The sequence below is a fragment of the Pseudomonas sp. Pseusp9 genome, from assembly GCF_059491265.1.
In genome coordinates this window covers 40,786-57,549 of the sequence record NZ_CP168500.1, presented here as the reverse complement: position 1 = coordinate 57,549, position 16,764 = coordinate 40,786, and the positions used below count along the sequence as shown (strand labels likewise).

The window sequence follows — 16,764 nt, the reverse complement described above, 5'->3', positions numbered from 1 at the left end:
GATGACGTCAGCATTGACGCAACAAAACTCAATGACTCAACTCCCGCACCTCGGCATGCGGCACCATTTTCAGGAACTCGGGCACGTCCATGCGCACCAGGTTGACGTGGTTGCCGGCCTCCAGATAGATGTCTTTCTGCCGGGTCAGCAGCGGATCGATGACCACATCCAACCCATAGGACTCACCCAGCGCCGGTACCGCGCCGCGTTCGCAATCGTCGAACAGGTGCGCCAGGTTGCTTTCGCGGGAAACCTGCCATTCACCACTGCTGCGGACTTTGCTCAGGTCAAGGTGACGGCTGGCTGGCAGTACGGCCATCAGGTAATGCCCATGGTGATCGTCGAGAATCACCGATTTGGCCACCCGTTCGGCAGGAATTCCTGCGACCCGTGCCGTTTCGAGGCTGCTGGCCGAGTGTGGGTGGCTGACGATGTCATATTGGCATTGAGCCTTTTCCAGGCTTCGCTGCACGGTTCTTGCCATACGCATGATGCACCTCGGTGTCCGCAACAACCGCTGACGGACGCTGGTTAACACTTCTTTCGGTACTCAAAGTCTAGGCCCGATGGCGTGTTCCGGCGGGAAATCCGCCCATCGGACGCCGTCGACAGTTGAGCAAAATTCATACAATCGGCGGGTCAACTAAACTGACTACAGAGCCACCCCAAGACTCTCCCGGAGGGTCACGTGAACACGCGTTGCTGTGCCGTTGCGTTGCTGTTGGCGTTGTGCGGACCCGCCTGCGCCGCCGACACGGTTGTGTTGCTGGTACCCAACCCCATCGGAATCTGGCTGATCACCTTCGGCCTTGCATTCCTGATCGCTGAGGCGGCCCTGCCCAATTACGGCGTGATCGGCCTGGGCGGCATCGTGATGTTCGTGATCGGCGCAGTGATCCTGACCAATACCGATGTGCCCGAACCGCTGATGATCGGCCTGGGACTGGTCAGCGCGCTGTTGCTGGTCTATCTGGTGATTCACGCCCTGAAGACCCGACCGCGCCACACCGTCAGCGGTGATGCCGGGCTGCTCGGCAGCGTGACGGCGGTGACGTCCTTGCAGGCCGGCAACGCCTATGGCGGCTGGGTGCATCTGCAAGGAGAACGATGGCAAGTGCTTAGCGCGACACCGCTGCAACCCGGGCAACAGGTGCGGGTGGTGGGGCGCAAGGGTTTGCTGCTGCAAGTGGCCGCGACTGACGCGGCGCCGGGTGGAGAATAGTCATGGGTTTGCAATTGGGTCTTGTCGCGCTGCTATTGTTGATCATCGCACTGGCGGGGGGGACGTTCCGCATCCTGCGCGAGTACGAGCGCGGCGTGGTGTTCCAGCTCGGGCGCTTCTGGCAGGTCAAGGGCCCCGGCCTGATCCTGCTGATCCCGGTGGTGCAGCAAATGGTCAGGGTCGATTTGCGGACCGTGGTGCTGGACGTTCCCCCGCAAGACGTGATCACCCGTGACAACGTGTCGGTCAAGGTCAACGCGGTGCTGTATTTCCGCGTGCTCGATCCGCAGAAGGCAATCATCCAGGTCGAGGACTTCCTCGCCGCTACCAGCCAACTGGCGCAAACCACACTGCGGGCGGTACTGGGTAAACACGAACTGGACGAATTGCTGGCCGAACGCGAACGGTTGAACCTGGACATCCAGCAAGTGCTCGACGCCCAGACCGACGCCTGGGGCATCAAGGTGGCCAACGTCGAGATCAAACACGTGGACCTCAACGAATCGATGATCCGCGCCATCGCCAAGCAGGCCGAAGCCGAACGGGAACGGCGAGCCAAGGTGATCCACGCCGAAGGTGAATTGCAGGCCTCGGAAAAACTCATGCAGGCCGCCGAAATGCTTGGCCGTCAACCGGGGGCCATGCAGCTGCGCTACATGCAGACCCTGAGTTCGATTGCCGGCGACAAGAGCTCGACCATCGTCTTTCCACTGCCTATCGAGTTGCTCAAGGGCATGGCGGACTTGTCGTCGAAACCCTGAAAGTTGCGATGACGCCACTCATTGCCCGGTATTGCCGGACAGGTACAACCTGGCGGTAACACCACCGGCCTTCATCTGACGACCGATATGCCACTGCGTCGGCAGCGGCGCGAACTCGTCCGGCACATCGGCGGTGCCGATCAGCCAGATCCGCCCCGTGCCCCTGGGCAGATCGCTCAAGTGGTCCAGATACACGTCTGGCGTCGTCAAGGTACCGAAACCATAGTCGTTTGGCCGGCTCGTAGAGCCATCGGCCCGTGGCGGGGTGTACAGCAGAGGCTGGGTCCCGGTGCGGTTGTAGTAGACGTAACTCAAGTACCAGAGCATGTCGCTGGTGACGATCCGGTCCCCCGGCTGAAAATGCAGATTGACGTCGTCCACCAGGACATTGACCTGATCATGGACGTCCACCGTAGCGTTGTTTTTCAGGCCCACCAGTTCCACACAGACAAACAGCGTCAGCACCGTCAGGGCCAGTACCCGGGTGCCGTTATACAAGCGGTCGATCGCCAATGCCGCCAGCAGCGGCAGGCCAAGCGCGTACGCGGTGAGGTAACGCTCGATGAATATCGGCGAAAAAAACGACACCGCAAACACCAGCAGCATCGGGACAAAAGTGTAGACCGCGAGCAAAACACTGCCGCGCATCACGCTTCGATCGCGTGCCAGCGCTACCCACGCCACTAACGGCAAAGCCAGCGGCAAGGCAATAAATAGCAGTGAAGGAAGGGTTTCACCGTCGTCCTGGGTCAGTAGCGACCAGACCATCGATGGCAAGGAATCCAGGCTGACGGGCAATTCCCAGCCAACATCGCCATTGGCCTTGAGCTGATCCACGTGCCGTAGCAAGTCGACAAACCCCGGCAACCACGGCAGATACAGCGCCACGATGGCCACATTGGCCAGCCACCAGTCACCCCGCTGGAGATGCCGCAGTCGATACCCCGGCTGCACGCGAATGACCCCCAGGTACAACCAATGGCAGAGCACGCACAGGGCCGTGAAATAATGCGTGTAAAACGCTGCGCTCATCAGCAGGACGTAGATCACCAGGTAACGCCGACGCTGTGGCTTGCGGATCCAGTACACCAGCGCCAGGGTTGCCCCCAGCAACCACAGCCCCAACAGCGAATACATGCGCACTTCCTGGCTATAGCGCACCGCCGTCGGGAGCAGGGCCAACAGCAAACCGGCCAATATCGCGGCCCGGCGGGTGGCGAGCCGGTCGACCAGCCACATACCGAGCCCGACCGAGGCAATGCCGGGCAAGGCGCTGAGACAGCGGATGGACAATATGCCGTCGCCAAACATTGCGATCCAGCCGTGCAGCAGCATGAAGTACAACGGCGGATGGACGTCGTAGGCGGCGTGAACCCAGATGTCAGGTATTGAATAACCGGCCAGCAGCAGGCTGGAGCCCTCGTCGCCCCAGATCGCGGCAGCGGTCAGATCGTAAAAGCGCACCAGCGCGGCCAATACCAGAATCGGCACCAGCCAATGCTCCCGCGCCCAGCGGACCAGCGGTAGCGCCCCCCTGGCGAAACCGGGATTGGCATGCGGTCCCTGGGTGTCGCCCATCGGCGTTTCTCGGCGCGCCTCCATTGCTTCCCCTTGCAACGCTTAGTGAACATCCGGATTGTCTACGCTTCACTTTAGCGCTTCAAGCCAAGCAACGTCGATGCTGGCCCACTGATGGAGCGATAGTCGGCGGCGGCTGCAACGTCAGCGCTGCGCCGTCTCTGTCACTGGATACACCGACTGCCACCCACCACCCAACGCCTTGTACAAACCGACGGCCGCCAGCGACACGCCAGTCGAACTCTCGACCCACTGCTCCTGCGTGGCCAGCAACGCCCCTTGCACGGTGAGTACGGTGACGAAGTCCACCACGCCCTCAATGTACTGCTGTTGTGCGGTGTCCAGCGCAATGCGGTTCTGGCGCACGGCTTCGGTCAGGCTGTCGCGGCGCAACTGACTGGCGTTGTAGGCGGTCAGTTGGTCATCGATTTCATGCCAGGCACGCAGCACGGTTTGTTGATAGGCGATGGCCGCTTCCTGTTGTTGTGCTTCACGCAAATCGAGCACGCCACGCAAGCGACCGCCGTCGAACAACGGCAAGCTCAATTGCGGGCCGATCCCGAACGAACGCGAACCCCATGAGCCGAAATCGCTCAGCTGCATGGCCTGGGAACCGATGTTCCCCGACAGGGTGATGCGCGGATAGAAATCGCCCTTGGCCACGCCAATGCTGGCGGTGGCGGCATGCAGCCGTGCTTCGGCCTGGCGAATGTCCGGGCGACGTTCAGCCAGCTGCGAGGGCAAGCCAATGGCGACCTGTCGCGGGGTTTGTGGCACGGGGGCATCTGTGGATAACTCCGCCGCCAATGCCTGGGGCGGTTCGCCCATCAACAGACTCAAAGCGTTGATCAGTTGCCACTGGCGCTGCTCCAGTGCGGGCAGGCGCGACTCGATGGCCGCCACCTGTGCGGCGGCTTCGGCGACATCCAGATCCGTCGCGACGCCGTCGGCCAGACGCAGTTGCGAAAGCTTCAGGCTATGGCGGGCGACGTCGAGATTCTGTTCAGTGACGAGCCGGGTGTTCTGCACCCCTCGCAATTGAATGTAGTCCTGGGCAGTTTCGGCCAGTACCGACAGCAGCACGCCGCGTCGGTCGTTCTCGGTGACTTCAAGGTTGGCATCGGCGGCTTCGGTTTCCCGACGCACGCGCCCCCACAAATCCAGCTCCCAGGCGGCGGAAAAGCCGGCATCCCACAGATTGAACGCGGATTGGCCGTTGTGCCCTGACGGGTCGCTCAGGCCTTCGCTACTGTTACGTTTTCGGGCGTAACTTCCCGTGGCGGCGGTATTCGGATAGCGGTCGGCGGTGATCACCTGGCGAACGGCACGGCTTTGTTGCAAGCGGCTGCTGGCGAGTTTCAGGTCGAGGTTGTCGGTCAGGGCGCGTTGCGTGAGAGCCGAAAGTTTCGGGTCGTTGAACACGTCCCACCAGCGCTCGTTCATCGTTTCGGCGATTACCTGGCTGGTGGCTGCCTTTGAGGGTTTCGACCACTCGGTGATTTGTGTGGGTTGAGGTTTGTGAAAGTCCGGGCCGACGGTGCAGGCGCTGAGACTCATGACGAGCAAGGCACTGAAGGTGAGTGGTTGCCACTGGCCTCTTCGCGAGCAGGCTCGCTCCCACAGCGAACTTTCGATGGAACCGCAATTACCGGCATTGCGCCGATCCCTTGTGGGAGCGAGCCTGCTCGCGAAAGCACTTGACCAGCCAACACAACCCTTCATCGCTGAGTCACCTCGCGCGCAGGCACTGCATTGCTGACGGTATCAATACTCGCCTCCACCGACATCCCCACCCGCAAGCGGTCGGCCAGCGATTGTCCCGGCTCCAGCACGATTTTCACCGGTATGCGCTGTACCACCTTGGTGAAGTTGCCGGTGGCGTTGTCCGGTTTGACCGCGGCGAACGTCACCCCGGTGGCCGGGGCAATGCTTTCGACACGACCGTTCAGTGCCGCACCGCCCAGACTGTCAACGCGCACTTGCACAGCCTGCCCCGGCTGCACATCCGTCAGTTGGGTTTCCTGGAAATTGGCCATCACGTATGCCTGTGCCAGCGGCACCACGGCGAGGATTTTACTGCCCGGAGTGACGTAGGCGCCGACCCGCACCGCGCGCTCGCCGACCATACCGTCCTGTGGCGCGACGATCCTCGTATAGGACAATTCGTAGCTGGCCATTTCCAGCTTCGCTTGCGCCCGTTTCAGGCCACCTTCGGCTGCATCGCGCTGGGCCGTGAGGATCTCCACTTGCTTGCGCTCCGCCGCCAGTACCGCCGTCGCATTGGCCAGCCGCGCAGAGGCCTGGTCGATGCGCGTTTGCGCCTGTTGCGCATTTTGTACCGTGCCGGCGCCCACCCCGGCGAGGTGGTTGTAACGGTTCAGTTCATGCTCGGCAAACGCCATTTCCGCCTTGGCCGAGACCACCGAGGATTGCGCCTGGGCAATCACCGACGCCTGGCGTTCCAGGGTCGCCCTGGCGTTTTGCAGTTGCGCCCTGGCCACCAGCGTTTCGGCGTCGGCGGCCTGGGCGGCTGCGCGCAAATCCCGGTCATCGATCAGTGCCAGCAACTGCCCGGCCTTGACCTGCTGGTTGTCCTCAACCAGCACTTGCTGGATAAACCCGGCGACCCGCGGCACTACCAGGGTGAAATCCGCCGAGACATAAGCATCGTTGGTGTTCTGTTGGGTACGCTTGCCGAACAGGCCGGGCATCGCCAGGTACAGCAATACCCCGACGGCCACTGCGGCGGTCATGGCAACCGCGACTTTCTGCTTTGCTTGAGTGTTCATAAAAACCTTCTGTTTCAGTGGAGCATTCAGGTCGGTGCGCGCGGCGGATAGATCCGCGTCGGCAGCCAGAAAATCAGCAGGATCAAGGTCACGGCGATACCGGCCATGCACAGGTAAAGATCGGAGGAGGCGAGCACCACCGCTTGCTCATGCAGGCGATGAGCGAGACTTGCTTTGTCGCGCTCGGCCAGCGGTGAGTTGCCGAGGCGATCGACCAGCATGGTCGAGTGAAAATGCAGACGTGCCGTGGTCAACGCCTCGATCACCCCGGTGGCGATGACCGCCGACAGGCCTTTGACCGTGTTGAACCAGGCCGATGCGAACGGCCCTTGCATCGGGTTGATGCTGCCGGTGGACAGCATCAGCAGCGGCAACACCGCCATGGGCTGACCGAAAATCTGCAGCCATTGCAGCACATAGAAATCGTCGCGAATCCACGCAGAGGTCAGTTGCGAGCCCCCGACGCACGACAGCGCCAGCATGCTCAGGCCAAGGCCCAACACCCAGCGGCAATCGACCCAGCGAAAGTTGCACAGCGCCGCCACCAACGGCAGCGCAATCAATTGCGGCAGCGCCGCCAGCAGCATGATCGGCGCAGTTTGCACCGGGCGGTAACCCTGGACCTGCGCCAGGTAGCTGGACGGAATAATGATCACCGCCTGCAACACCACCAGCACTCCCGCCAGGGTCAGCAGGGCGAAAGACAGGTTACGGATGCCGAGCATCTGCATCTTGAAAAACGGAACCGGCTGCGACCACTCGCCAGCCAGGAACAGCGCCAGCAACAACAACCCGCCACCGAGCAATCCGCAGATCAGGTTCGACTCGAACCAGTCCAGGCGATTGCCCTGCAGAATGCCGATCACCAGCATGCAGATGGCGGGAAAACCCAGCAGCACACCGCGCCAGTTGAAGGACTTGAAGCGCTCCAGACGCAGCGGGTCCCGGGGTAAGCCATACGCCACCGCAGCCATGGCAATCAGGCACGGGGCGATGATTTGCCAGAAGGTCCATTGCCAGCCGACATACTCGGTCCACAACCCGGCCAATGGCGTGCCCAGGCCCGGGCCGAACGTTGCCGTCAGGGCATAACCGGCCAGGCCATACAACTTCACGTTGGCGGGCAGAAACCGCAGGGCCACGGTCATCAACATGGGCGGCAACGCGCCGCCCGCCAGGCCTTGCAGGGTGCGCAGCAACAAAAGGCTTTCGTAATTCGGGGCGAAAGGGCACAGCGCGCCCAACAGGGTGAACAGGCTGATGGCGCACAGGGTGAAACGCCGTAACGAGAACGTCACCGCGCACCATGGTGCAAAAGCCATGGCCGCCACCGAAGTCGCGTTGTAACAGGCCACCAGCCAGGTGCCTTCGTCGTAGCCGATGGCCAACGCACCGCGGATGTCGGCCAGGGCGACTTTGGTCACCATCTCGTTCAGGCCCGACACCAGCACCGCCAGCAGCACGCCCACCAGGCCGATGATGATCCGCGGGCCGAAGACGGGTGCAGCGATTGCCGTGCTGGCCGCGGCGACAGGTGCCGTGGCTGTAAGGGAGGTCATGAACTGCAAGCTCCGGAGTGGAAATACCGAAGCATTCTAGAAAGCGTGATGCCTGACGGAAATCAACTTATTGGCAGGTTATAAGTGCGCTAAACGCAACGATACAACCCCCTGCCCACTGCCCCCTGTAGGAGCGAGCTTGCTCCGGGCGGCGTTCCGACGATGGTCGTCAACGATAACGCTGGCTGGCAGGTGCCCCGCGGTGTTCTCGGGTTTTTCGCGAGCAGGCTCGCTCCTACAAGGGGGGAAATTGCGTTCAGCTCAGTCCGGTTGCGCCGCCAGCCACGTCTCATCGCAGCAGGTTTTCAGCGTTTCACGCAGCCAGCGGTGCGCCGGATCCTTGTCGAAGCGCGGGTGCCAGGCCTGGGTCAACATCAGCGTCGGCAAAGGAATCGGCAGGTTGAACGAACGCAGTTTCAACCCCAACCGTCGCACACTCAGCAAGGCTTCCTTGGGCACCGGCAGAATCAGGTCGGAATCGGGCAAGGCAAACATCGCCGCATGAAAGCTTGGTGCGATCACCGCCACCCGCCGCTCCAGCCCCAGGGCATTGAGCGCGGTGTCGATCGGACCTCGGGCAATGCCACGCCGGGACATGCTTATATGGGAATAACCCGCATAGCGCTCGGCCGTGATTTCTTCATCCAACAGCGGATGATCCTCACGCACCAAGCCAACGAAGTGGGTGGAAAACAGGTTCTGAATCTTCACTTCGGGGGTCAATGGCCGGGTGTTGCTGATACTCAGATCGATCCGCCCTTCGCGCAACGCCTCATCATCGCCATCGCCTTCTGGGACAAAACGCAATTCGCAGTGCGGCGCCTGCCGGTCAAGGGTGTCGAACAACTTGCCGCCGTAGACGCCGACAAAAAAGTCGTTGGCCCGAATACTGAAACGCCGCCGCAGCGAACCCAGCTCCACCGCATCGGCCGAACGAAACAGCAACCCGGCCTGCTCCACCACACTGCGCACCTGCTCACGCAAGGCCAGGGCCTTGGGGGTTGGTACCAGGCCACGACCGGCGCGCACCAGAATCGGATCGCCAATGGCTTCGCGAATGCGCGTCAACGTCCGGCTCATGGCCGCCGGGCTCAGGTTCATCCGTCGTGCGGCACCCACCACACTGCCCTCGTCGAGCAAGGCGTCGAGAGCGACTAACAGGTTCATGTCTGGAAGCTGCATGGCAAGCACTCAAGCCCGATTTTTATTGATTCAGACGCAATGCTAGCAAACTCCACTCAGGCATTGTGCGGGCAGACTTCACACAATCAGACAGTCAACGCACCATCCCCCACCGCCTGACCGTCACCCGCTCCAACGAATCGAACACCAGATTCTCCACCAGCAATCCAATCAGAATCACCACCGCCAACCCGGCAAATACCTTGTCCGTGTACAGTTCATTACGATTCTGAAAGATGTACCACCCCAACCCACCCTTGCCGCTGGTTGCGCCAAACACCAACTCGGCAGCGATCAATGTACGCCAGGCAAAGGCCCAGCCGATCTTCAGGCCGGCGAGGATCGATGGCAGCGCAGCCGGAATCAGGATGAACAGCACGAAACGCATGCCCTTGAGGCCGTAGTTGCGCCCGGCCATGCGCAGGGTTTCCGAGACGCCGAGGAACCCGGCGTAGGTGTTCAGCGCCAAGGCCCAGAGCACCGAATGCACCAGTACGAAAATCAGGCTGTTCTGCCCCAGGCCAAACCACAACAGCGCCAGCGGCAACAACGCGATGGCCGGCAACGGGTTGAACATTGAGGTCAGGGTACTCAGCAGGTCGCGACCGAACTGGGTCGACACCGCCAGAGTAGTCAGGCCGAACGCCAGGACGATGCCGATCAGATAGCCCTTGAGCAATACCACCAGGGAAATCCATACCTTGCCCAGCAATTCGCCGCTGAGCAGGCCGTCATACAAGGCGTGAGCGGTTTGCACAAAGCTCGGCAGCAGCAGATCGTTGTTCTGATAACGGGCGACCGCTTCCCACAGCACCGCAAGCAAAATCAGGATCAGGCTTTTGCGCAGCCAGCCCTGTTGCCACAGGCGTTGGCCGAGGGGCAGTTCGCGCTCCAGCGGCACACTGGTCAGCGGTGGCAATACGGTTTCGAATTCTTCACGCAGGGATGATAAATGGCTCATCGGGCCCTCCTCTCAACTGGCTCAATAAGCAATGCGGATGTCAGCGAAATCCAGCTCATGCTCAGCGTTCGCCACATCACCTTCATCGAACAACAACCGATGGATGCGCCGTGCCGACTCCTGAAACGCCACGCCACCCAGGCTGTGCAAATCGTATTGATGGCTATGGACTTCGGCCCGCACCCGGCCCGGATGCGGTGACAACAACAGGATGCGGTTACCCACCACCAGCGCCTCTTCGATGGAGTGCGTGACGAACAGCAGGGTGAAGCGCACTTCCTCCCAGAGCAGCAGCAGTTCTTCCTGCATCTTGCGCCGGGTCAGGGCGTCGAGGGCGGCGAAGGGTTCGTCCATCAGGAGGATTTTCGGCTGCATCCCCAGCGCCCGGGCGATGGCGACTCGGGCCTTCATGCCACCGGACAAGGTGTGCGGATAGGCATCGGCAAACGCCGCCAGGCCGACTTTTTCCAGATAGTGCAGTGCTCGCGCTTCAGCTTCTTTTTTCTTCAGGGTTCGAGAAGCCAGCAGTGGGAACATCACGTTCTGTTTGACGGTTTTCCACGGTGGCAGTTGATCGAACTCCTGGAACACGACGATCCGGTCAGGCCCCGGTGCATCGACGCGCTGACCTTGCAGACGGATCTCGCCTTCGACGGGCTGGATGAAGCCGGCAGCGGCCTTGAGCAACGTCGACTTGCCGCAACCGGACGGGCCGAGCAGGACAAACCGATCCGCCGGATCCACTGCGAAACTGACTTGATGGGTCGCCCGCACCACGCGCTGCGGCGTGCGGTACTCCAGGCTGACGTTATCGACCGACAGCAGCGCCCGGGCTGCCGCGATCGACTTGCTGACCGTGTGGTCTTGCAAAGGGGCGTTCATCTCGGTCAGCTCCCTTGCAGCGGCTTGGCGTCCTGGAAGAAGTAGTCCTTCCACGAATCCGGTTTGTTTTTGATCGCGCCAACGCGGTACAGGAACTCGGCCAACGGGTAAGTATTTTTCGGCGTGACACTGAATTCGAACTGCGGGTTGTCGATGATTTTCAGCAACGCGGCACGGTCGATCCTGGCCCTGGTGACGCGAATGTAGGTATCGGCTGCTGCGACCTTGTCGTTCTGCGCGAATTGCGCCGCTTCGGTCAGCGCATCGATAAATGCCTTGTAGGTTTTCGGGTTCTCGTCGCGGAATTTCTCGGTGGCGAACAGGACGGTCGGCGAGTTCGGGCCGAGCAGGTCATAGGTGTTCAGCACCACGTGCACGTTCGGATTTTCCAGCGCCTGGTCCTGGAATGGCGGGTTGGAGAAGTGCCCGGTCAGCTCGGTGCCACCGGCAATCAGCGCCGCCGTGGCATCGGGATGGGGAACCGCGATGGTGTACTTGTCGAGGCGATTGAACTCCTTGTCGCCCCACTGCCTGGCAGCCGCGTATTGCAGGAAGCGCGACTGCACCGACACGCCTACCGCCGGCACCGCGATGCGGTCCTTCTCGGTGAAGTCGGCAATGGTCTTGACCTTGGGATTATTGCTCACCAGGTAGTACGGGAAGTTACCGAGGGAGGCCACGGCCTTGACGTTCTGCTTGCCGTGGGTGCGGTCCCAGATGGTCAGCAACGGACCGACGCCAGCGCCGGCAATGTCGATCGAGCCTGCAAGCAACGCATCGTTGACCGCCGCGCCGCCCGAGAGCTGGGTCCAGTCGACCTTGATGTCGATGCCTTGCTGCTTGCCGTACTTCTCGATCAGATTCTGATCGCGAACCACGTTGAGCAGCAGGTAAACGATGCCGAACTGCTCGGCAATGCGGATTTCACCTTCGGCATGAGCCACGGTCGGCGCCACCAGGCTGCCGGCGATCAGGCTGATACCCAGGCCGATGGCCGCGGCCAGCGCAGCGAATGGAAAACGTTTGGACATGGTCAGATCTCCGACAAATCAGAAAGGCGCGTCGCCCTGGATGGTGGTGCGAAACAGCTTGCGGCGCAGATGGCTTGGGCATCCTGCGGCGAGGTGGATCAGCGAACGGTTGTCCCAGAACACCAGATCATGGGGCTGCCATTGATGGCGGTAGATGTTTTGCGACAACACGCTGTGGGCGTAGAGCTCGGCCAGCAGTTGCCGGCTCTCGTCCTCCGGCAGGCCAACGATGCGGGTGGTGAAACCCTCGCTGACGAACAGGGCCTTGCGGCCGTTTTCCGGATGGGTACGCACGACCGGGTGCACCACTTCGGCGACCTGGGCGAGTTGCTCCGGGGTCAGGGTCGGGCGCCAGTTGCCTTCGAATTTGGTCTCGCTGTAACGCGCCGTGTAGGAGTGCGCGGCCGAGCGACCTTCAACGGCATTGCGCAATGCGAGCGGCAGGCTGTCCCAGGCTTTGTGCATGTCGGCGAACAGCGTGTCGCCGCCCTCCGATGGCAGCTCCTGGGCATGCAGCATCGAGCCCAGACTCGGCAGTTGTTTGTAGGAGAGATCGGAATGCCAGAACTTGCCGGCGTCACCCAGGCCGATGTTCTGCCCGTTTTCGACGATGTTGGAAACGATGAGGATTTCCGGGTGCCCTGCCAGCAGGAACTGCTTGAGCACGTGTATCTGCAACACGCCAAAACGACGGCTGAAGTCGATGTGCTGTTCGGGGGTGATGCGCTGGTCGCGAAACACCACCACATGATGGTCCAGATGCGCACGGTGAATGCGGGCAAAATCGTCATCATTGAGCGGGCGGGACAGGTCGAGACCAATGATCTCGGCACCCACCGCTCCGCTGAACGGACGAATCTCAAAGAATTGTGGCGCGATGCTTGGCGAAGCTGAAGCTGCAGACATAAATCACTCCCACGCACGGCACGCTCAAAGGCGCGCGCGTCGATCAGAAACTCACGGAGATCCCGTGTTGGTTCGTGTCGTGCGGCGCGCCGATTGGTCGGCAGGTACGCAGGAGGTTGACTTTATAGGTATAAGAATTGAAATTTAAATACCGTTAATGAATAACGATATGGCAATTGAAAAGGGGCTGCGTGGATTGTGGTGTGACGTTATTTGTCACTTACTGACAGGGTTGTGGTGTTGTGACTGACGTCATCGCGGGCAAGCCCGACTCCCACAGGTTTTTGTGTCGAACACATAATCGTGTTTCAACAGAAAACCTTGTGGGAGCCGGGCTTGCCCGCGATGGGGGCAGTGAATCCATTAAAGATCTAGCGCTCGTGCAGAGACTCGGCCCGCGCCTTGATGATCGGCTTGATCAGATAACTGAGAATGGTCTTCTTGCCGGTAATGATGTCCACCGAGGCCACCATCCCCGGAATGATCAGCAATGGTTTTTCGTCAGTGCCCAAGTGACTGCGGTCGGTACGCAGCTTGATCACGTAGTAGGTGGTTTTCTTGTCTTCGTCGGTAATGGTGTCGGCACCGATCTGCTCCAGCTTGGCCTTCAATCCGCCGTAGATGGTGTAGTCATAGGCGGTAAATTTTACCGTCGCTTCCTGCCCCGGATGCAGGAATGCGATGTCCTGTGGACGGATCTTCGCCTCGACCAGCAAGGTGTCGTCCAGCGGCACGATTTCCACCAGGTCGCTGCCTGGCTGGATAACCCCGCCGATGGTATTGACCAGCAACTTGTTGACGATACCTCGCACCGGCGAAGTGACCAGCGTCCGGCTGACCCGGTCTTCCAGGGCCTTACCGGTGGCCTGGGCCTTGTTCAGGTCGGTGCGTGCTTCATTGAGCTGGGTCAGGGCTTCGCTGCGGAACTTGCCACGAGTTTCGTCGATCTTGCGCTGTACTTCCTTGATCGCCGACTCGGCTCGTGGAATTGCCAGGGTGGTGGCGTCGAGCTGACCACGGGTCTCCGCTTCGGCACGCTTGAGGCGCAGGACTTCCACCGGCGATACCGCGCCCTGGGCCACCAACGGCTCGGACATACTGATTTCCTGACGCTGAAAGCCCAATTGCTGGCGATACTGCGCCTGCTTGGACGTGAATTCGCGCAGTTCTTGCTGACGCTGGATCAGTTGCTCCTGCAAGCCGCCAATCTCGTCGTGCAACTGCTGGCGGCGGCTTACATAGAGCGACTCTTCGCTCTTGGCCTGGCCCGGCACAGCCTTGAGTACATCCTCGGGGAAGTTCAGCGGACGGTCGTCAACCTCGGCGCTCAGGCGTTCGACCCGCAGCACCATCGACAACCGATCGGCCTCGGTTTCGCCGACGTTCGAAGCAAATCGCGTGTCGTCCAAGCGAATCAGCGGCGCGCCGGCTTCGACGATCTGGCCTTCCTTGACGAACAGCTCGGCAACGATACCGCCCTCAAGGTTCTGGATTTTCTGGATCTTCGACGATGGAATCGCCTTGCCGTCGCCCTTGGTCACTTCGTCGATCACCGCGAAGTTTGCCCAGAGCATCAGGAACACGAAGAACGCGATGATCGCCCAGATCGTCAGCCGCACCACACGTGGCGCATCCTCGATCAGCGCTTTGTTGACCTCCGGCAGCGGCTGGCCCTGCAGCGAAGCAGAGCCTTTGAAGTAGCGACGGATCGAATCCTTGCCCGACTTAAGCAACACTGATCTGCCCCTTCTTCAATGCTTCCATCACCGCAGCTTTCGGGCCGTCGGCGAGTATCTGCCCGCGGTCGATCACGATCAGCCGTTCAACCAGCGACAACAGCGATGCCCGGTGTGTCACCAGCACCATGGTCTTGTTTTCGATCACCGCTGCCAGGCGCTGCTTGAGGCGTTCTTCGCCGGTGTTATCCATGGCGCTGGTCGGTTCGTCGAGCAGCAGGATCGGCGGGTTGAGCAATAACGCACGGGCCAGGGCGACGTTTTGCCGTTGACCGCCGGAGAGGTTCTGCCCGCGTTCGCCCACTTGCAGCTCATAACCCTGCGGATGCAAACGCGCATATTCGTGGACACCGGCCAGCTCTGCCGCTTGCAGCACCAGTTCGTCCTCGACATACCGCGCGCCGGAAACCAGGTTGTCGCGCAAGGTGCCGGCGAGCAACTGGATGTCCTGGGGCACGTAGCCGATGTTGTAGCGCAGCTCGCTGACGTCAATCTGGCGGATATCCACACCATCGACCAACAATGAACCGTCGTCCGGCTGATACAGCCCCACCAACAGCTTCGCCAGCGAGCTCTTGCCCGAGCCGCTTCGACCAATGATGCCAACCTTCTCGCCGGGAGTAATCGACAGGTTGATGTTCTTCAGCGCCAGGTTCTGCTGCTGCGGGTAGGTGAAGTTGAGCTGGCGGCACTCAATACCACCCTGCAACACCTTGCGGCTGAGCGGGCGCTCTTCGAAATTGCGCTCCTGGGGCAGCTCCATCATCTGGTCGACCGACTTCATGGTCACCTGTGCCTGCTGATAGCGTGTCAGCAGCCCGGACAGCGACGCCAACGGGCTCAGCGCCCGGCCACTGAGCATGTAGCAAGCCACCAGGCCGCCCATGCTCAGGTTGCCGGCAATGATCTGGTACACACCGAAGACGATCATGATCACCCCGGCCAGTTGCTGGATCAGCAGGGTGATGTTCATTGCCAGGCCGGACAGCATTTTCACCCGCAACTCAAGGCGGCTGAGGGTGCCAATGGTTTGTTCCCACTGATACTGGCGTTCACTTTCGGCGTTGTTGACCTTCACTGCATCCAGGCCGGCCAGGGTTTCGATCAGGCTCGACTGGCGCTCGGCCCCCAGCGCCATGGTCCGTTCCATGGTCGCCACCAGGGGTTTCTGCAAGGCATAGCCGATGGCCAGGGCTATCGGGAACGCCAGCACCGGAATCCACACCAGATGCCCGCCAAGGATCGCGATGACGATAAAAATCAAAATGGTGAACGGCAGGTCGATCAGGCTGGTGAGGGTCAGCGAGGCGAGGAAGTCGCGCAGGCTCTGGAACTCATGGATGTTCTGGGCAAAGCTGCCGACCCGTGCCGGCCGGTATTTCATGGCCATGCCGACGATGCGCTCGAACAGCGTGGCCGAGATAATCAGGTCGGTTTTCTTGCCGGCCAGATCCAGGCACAGGCTGCGCAGGCTTTTCAGGATCAGGTCGAAAAAGTAGGCGCCAGAGATGCCGAGTGCCAGCACCCATAACGTCGCTTCGGCCTGGTTCGGCACAACGCGGTCGTAAACGTTCATCACGAACAACGGCGCAGCCATGGCAATGATATTGATCAGGAAACTCGCGGCGATGGCATCTGCGTACAACCAGCGCGAACGCTTGAGGGTGTCGCGGAACCACGAGCGCGCACGCGGGATCAGCGTGCCGTGATTGACGTCGAATTTGTGCTGGGGCTGGGCGAAAAACACTTTGCCGGTGTAGTCGTCGGCCAGCAGCTCACGGCTGACCTGGGACTCACCGCCATCGCTTTCACTGAGCAGCACCCGTACCTGATCTTCGCCTTGCCAGCCCAGCAGGACGGCACTGCGACCGTCCTTGAGCAGCAACAATGCCGGCATGGCAATCGCCGGAATGTCCTCCAGCTTGCGCTGCAGAACCCGCCCCTGCAGCCCCGCGCGAGCGGCCGCGCGAGGCAGCAAGTCGACACTCAGGCGTTGCTCGGGCAGCGGCAGGCCGGTGGTCAGCATTGCCGCGCTGGCAGGCTTCTGATGCAGCATGCAAAGAGCGAGCAGACCATCCAGCAACGGATCGTCATGCAACGCGCGCGGATCATGAATGAGTTGAACCCGACTGACTTCTGATTCCACGCTCGGCACTC

At 61.0% G+C, this 16,764-nt stretch carries 14 protein-coding genes; 2 read left to right on the top strand and 12 right to left on the bottom strand.

Annotated elements, in window-relative coordinates; translation table 11 throughout:
- Window positions 1-28 precede the first annotated feature (28 nt).
- Window positions 29-490 carry an aminoacyl-tRNA deacylase gene (locus ACEN8E_RS00150; RefSeq protein WP_008019133.1) on the bottom strand — a complete coding sequence of 154 codons (462 nt, stop codon included), beginning with the start codon at window positions 488-490 and terminating at the stop codon, window positions 29-31.
- A gap of 198 nt (window positions 491-688) precedes the next feature.
- Here ACEN8E_RS00150 and ACEN8E_RS00145 point away from each other — a divergent pair, with 198 nt between their 5' ends.
- Complete coding sequence (locus ACEN8E_RS00145) at window positions 689-1,222, top strand: NfeD family protein (RefSeq protein WP_495590950.1); 534 nt, start codon at window positions 689-691, stop codon at window positions 1,220-1,222.
- 2 nt (window positions 1,223-1,224) lie between these two features.
- Window positions 1,225-1,983, top strand: coding sequence for a slipin family protein (locus tag ACEN8E_RS00140; RefSeq protein ID WP_413427156.1), 759 nt, complete (start codon window positions 1,225-1,227; stop codon window positions 1,981-1,983).
- Between the two features lie 18 nt (window positions 1,984-2,001).
- Here ACEN8E_RS00140 and ACEN8E_RS00135 read toward each other — a convergent pair whose 3' ends face one another.
- The 11 genes from ACEN8E_RS00135 to ACEN8E_RS00085 form a co-directional block, all read right to left on the bottom strand.
- Window positions 2,002-3,585: a glycosyltransferase family 39 protein gene (locus ACEN8E_RS00135; RefSeq protein ID WP_495590949.1), complete on the bottom strand. Its 1,584-nt coding sequence runs from the start codon at window positions 3,583-3,585 to the stop codon at window positions 2,002-2,004.
- A 120-nt stretch (window positions 3,586-3,705) separates the two neighbouring features.
- A complete protein-coding gene (locus ACEN8E_RS00130; RefSeq protein WP_495590948.1) occupies window positions 3,706-5,283 on the bottom strand; it encodes an efflux transporter outer membrane subunit in 1,578 nt (525 codons plus the stop codon).
- Window positions 5,280-6,350 (bottom strand): HlyD family secretion protein, encoded by a 1,071-nt coding sequence (locus ACEN8E_RS00125; RefSeq protein WP_495590947.1) that lies wholly within the window; start codon window positions 6,348-6,350, stop codon window positions 5,280-5,282. Before ACEN8E_RS00125 ends, ACEN8E_RS00130 begins: the two co-directional genes overlap by 4 nt.
- Window positions 6,351-6,376: 26 nt before the next feature.
- Window positions 6,377-7,909, bottom strand: coding sequence for an MFS transporter (locus ACEN8E_RS00120; RefSeq protein ID WP_495590946.1), 1,533 nt, complete (start codon window positions 7,907-7,909; stop codon window positions 6,377-6,379).
- A 261-nt stretch (window positions 7,910-8,170) separates the two neighbouring features.
- The gene (locus ACEN8E_RS00115; protein WP_495590945.1) at window positions 8,171-9,091 is read right to left on the bottom strand and encodes a LysR family transcriptional regulator; all 921 of its coding nucleotides are present in this window, start codon (window positions 9,089-9,091) and stop codon (window positions 8,171-8,173) included.
- Between the two features lie 94 nt (window positions 9,092-9,185).
- Window positions 9,186-10,052: an ABC transporter permease gene (locus ACEN8E_RS00110; RefSeq protein ID WP_495590944.1), complete on the bottom strand. Its 867-nt coding sequence runs from the start codon at window positions 10,050-10,052 to the stop codon at window positions 9,186-9,188.
- Between the two features lie 21 nt (window positions 10,053-10,073).
- On the bottom strand, window positions 10,074-10,934 hold the full coding sequence (locus tag ACEN8E_RS00105) for an ABC transporter ATP-binding protein (protein WP_495590943.1): 861 nt from the start codon (window positions 10,932-10,934) through the stop codon (window positions 10,074-10,076).
- 5 nt (window positions 10,935-10,939) lie between these two features.
- The gene (locus ACEN8E_RS00100) at window positions 10,940-11,965 is read right to left on the bottom strand and encodes an ABC transporter substrate-binding protein (protein WP_495590942.1); all 1,026 of its coding nucleotides are present in this window, start codon (window positions 11,963-11,965) and stop codon (window positions 10,940-10,942) included.
- Between the two features lie 18 nt (window positions 11,966-11,983).
- Window positions 11,984-12,871: a TauD/TfdA dioxygenase family protein gene (locus ACEN8E_RS00095; RefSeq protein WP_495590941.1), complete on the bottom strand. Its 888-nt coding sequence runs from the start codon at window positions 12,869-12,871 to the stop codon at window positions 11,984-11,986.
- Between the two features lie 371 nt (window positions 12,872-13,242).
- On the bottom strand, window positions 13,243-14,607 hold the full coding sequence (locus ACEN8E_RS00090; RefSeq protein WP_495590940.1) for an HlyD family type I secretion periplasmic adaptor subunit: 1,365 nt from the start codon (window positions 14,605-14,607) through the stop codon (window positions 13,243-13,245).
- The gene (locus ACEN8E_RS00085) at window positions 14,597-16,753 is read right to left on the bottom strand and encodes a type I secretion system permease/ATPase (RefSeq protein ID WP_495590939.1); all 2,157 of its coding nucleotides are present in this window, start codon (window positions 16,751-16,753) and stop codon (window positions 14,597-14,599) included. Before ACEN8E_RS00085 ends, ACEN8E_RS00090 begins: the two co-directional genes overlap by 11 nt.
- Window positions 16,754-16,764 lie beyond the last annotated feature (11 nt).

Bases quoted from the DNA above. Each gene is read 5' to 3' on its own strand.
- ACEN8E_RS00140 (WP_413427156.1), top strand. From the start codon at position 1,225: ATGGGTTTGCAATTGGGTCTTGTCGCGCTGCTATTGTTGATCATCGCA.
- ACEN8E_RS00130 (WP_495590948.1), bottom strand. From the start codon at position 5,283: ATGAAGGGTTGTGTTGGCTGGTCAAGTGCTTTCGCGAGCAGGCTCGCT.
- ACEN8E_RS00125 (WP_495590947.1), bottom strand. From the start codon at position 6,350: ATGAACACTCAAGCAAAGCAGAAAGTCGCGGTTGCCATGACCGCCGCA.
- ACEN8E_RS00150 (WP_008019133.1), bottom strand. From the start codon at position 490: ATGCGTATGGCAAGAACCGTGCAGCGAAGCCTGGAAAAGGCTCAATGC.
- ACEN8E_RS00110 (WP_495590944.1), bottom strand. From the start codon at position 10,052: ATGAGCCATTTATCATCCCTGCGTGAAGAATTCGAAACCGTATTGCCA.
- ACEN8E_RS00120 (WP_495590946.1), bottom strand. From the start codon at position 7,909: ATGACCTCCCTTACAGCCACGGCACCTGTCGCCGCGGCCAGCACGGCA.
- ACEN8E_RS00100 (WP_495590942.1), bottom strand. From the start codon at position 11,965: ATGTCCAAACGTTTTCCATTCGCTGCGCTGGCCGCGGCCATCGGCCTG.
- ACEN8E_RS00115 (WP_495590945.1), bottom strand. From the start codon at position 9,091: ATGCAGCTTCCAGACATGAACCTGTTAGTCGCTCTCGACGCCTTGCTC.
- ACEN8E_RS00135 (WP_495590949.1), bottom strand. From the start codon at position 3,585: ATGGAGGCGCGCCGAGAAACGCCGATGGGCGACACCCAGGGACCGCAT.
- ACEN8E_RS00095 (WP_495590941.1), bottom strand. From the start codon at position 12,871: ATGTCTGCAGCTTCAGCTTCGCCAAGCATCGCGCCACAATTCTTTGAG.
- ACEN8E_RS00105 (WP_495590943.1), bottom strand. From the start codon at position 10,934: ATGAACGCCCCTTTGCAAGACCACACGGTCAGCAAGTCGATCGCGGCA.